The 2,100-nt window shown below is 65.8% G+C and carries 1 protein-coding gene and 1 pseudogene; one reads left to right on the top strand and one right to left on the bottom strand.

Going from position 1 to position 2,100, the window contains the following annotated elements; translation table 11 throughout:
- A partial coding sequence (locus EOA29_RS34190; protein ID WP_145969979.1) for a helix-turn-helix domain-containing protein occupies positions 1–185 on the top strand: 185 nt, incomplete at its 5' end.
- 17 nt (positions 186–202) lie between these two features.
- Here EOA29_RS34190 and EOA29_RS34185 read toward each other — a convergent pair.
- Positions 203–2,100, bottom strand: a pseudogene (locus EOA29_RS34185) (Dyp-type peroxidase domain-containing protein); the annotation flags it as partial.

Genomic DNA, 2,100 nt, shown 5'->3' with positions numbered 1-2,100 from the left:
CTGCCGGCTGGATTCCGATCTCGCAGTCGGAGCTTGGCGAGTTCCTCGGCGCGACGCGCGAATCGGTCAACAAGACGCTCAACGACTGGCGCAACCGGCACATGATCGCCATCAAGCGCGGCGGGCTGCGTATCACCAATGCCGCCGCGCTGAACCAGATCGCCGAATCGCAGGACGACGACTGAGCGAGCCGTTCCCCGAATCAGAGCCGCGAAATCAGGTATCGCAGCGCGGACCGGCTCGGCATGAAGAAGTAGCCGCCGCCCTTCGTGGTGACGAATTGCGGCACGTCCTTGAGCATAGTGACCTTTTCCCATGACGGGATCGAGAACCGGCCGCCACCGTCACGCGCGCCGATCGTCGGATCCTTTTCCGCGACCAGGCCCTGGAACGAGTTCGAGGAAACCCAGGTCTGCTGGATGAACTCGTACTGACGCTCGATGTCGGCGTTGAGGCACATGAAGAGCAACCCCTTCTCGACCTTCCCGCTCCGGTCCTGCTTTTCATAGGTGCGGCCGACGCGCAGGATGCGGTGGCGCTTGCCGATCCTGATCTGCGTCTCGCGGTCCTCGCCAAGCGAATCGCGCGGATTGGAGCGGCGTATGTGCGAGCCGAGCGGGCAACGATGCCCTTGCGGGTCTTCCACGCCAAGTGCGAAATCATTGTCGGCGCCGCGGCCCGGGCGGCCATCGGGGTTGCGCACCAGCGAACTGCCGTCCTGCCAGCGCCCCAGCATCTTGGCCGCCACCCAGCGTGGCGTGACGGCATCGTCGCCAGTCTCGCGCGCAGCCTGCGCGGCGGCATGCTTGCAGTAGTCGTTGAACAACTCGACGTGCTGCTCGAACTGGCGCACGACGAGGAAGGAACCGTTGCGGCCGAAGTCGCGTGGCGGCGGAGGCTGGCCGGGAATCTGCCGGTTCCGCCGCACCTGCGACAGGATGCCTATCCGATCCTGCGCCGCTTGGACGGAGGGCGAGGCCGGATAAAACCCGTGCTCGTCGCGATAGCCGAACAGGAATTCGCCGGGCGCGACCAGATGCATCGGTGCGGCCCCCTTGTTGGCGCGCGACGTGCCCCTGACGATCGGTTGCGAGACACCGTCGGCGAAGCCGAAATGCTCATAGGCGCGCTGGCGCTCGGGCTTGCCGTTGTGGCCGATATGCTGGGATTTCACGCCCTCCTTCTTGGGCTCGCGGTTCACGACAAGCGGTAACTCGGCGACGATCTTCATCCCGGCGCCTGTCGTCTTTCGCTTCGCGGCGGTGACCTCGGCCTTGAGCGCGGCCGGCTCCCTGGCGTAGCAGATGACAACCGCGTCGACCGGCGACTTGGCCGAGCCCCACTGCCATTTGTCGGGCCCGTCCGGGCCTCTGTCGTCGAGGATGCGGCTGCGCTCGGGATTTCCCATACCGTGACGAAAAGCGACCGGAAACGTGTCCAACGGATCGTCGTCGACGCCGCCCTCCAGCCCGAGCCGGCGAAGGCCGTCGGGACCGAAGGCGACTGTCATGGCCCGTCCGGCGGGCACGCCGTCGCCGAAGCTGGTTTTGTCGATGACGAAGTCCAGCCATGCCTTGCGTTGCATTGCCGGCAGATCCTCGGGCACCCGAATTGCCAGCATATGCCCGTAACCGAGCGCGCCGAAAGGACCGAAGAAGATCGATTGGATCTCGCCGGCTTCCAGCTCTTCGAGAGGCGAAGGGGCCGGCTCGCGGCCGACGGTTTCCGCCGGCCTCGCCTGCGGCCGCTGCAACGAGCCGAACAGGCTCACCCAGTCGCGCGCCTCGTTGCCGGTGGCCGAAGCCATGCCGCGCCTTATCCTGGAGTTGATGCGGATGCGGGTGGTGTTGAGATGCGGATAGGCGGAATACCAGAAGAGCGTTGGCACCTGCTGGCGCCGCGCCCAGCGCTTGAAGCGGTCGCCGTCGCGCGCGCCGTCGAGGAAGAGCCAGCGCGTGCGCGGATAACCTTCCGTGTTGCTCCACACCCCGGTCAGGCCTTCGGAGGCCTTGGCTATGAAGTCCTCCAGATAGCTTTCCCAGCTGCCGCCATAGTTGGAGAAGAACATGAGCTTGCCGGTACCCGGCAGCAGCACCCAAC

This window comes from Mesorhizobium sp. M1E.F.Ca.ET.063.01.1.1 (assembly GCF_003998155.1).
Lineage (GTDB): Bacteria > Pseudomonadota > Alphaproteobacteria > Rhizobiales > Rhizobiaceae > Mesorhizobium.
The sequence above is the reverse complement of the archived record's forward strand: the minus strand, read 5'-3'. Positions and strand labels throughout refer to the sequence as shown.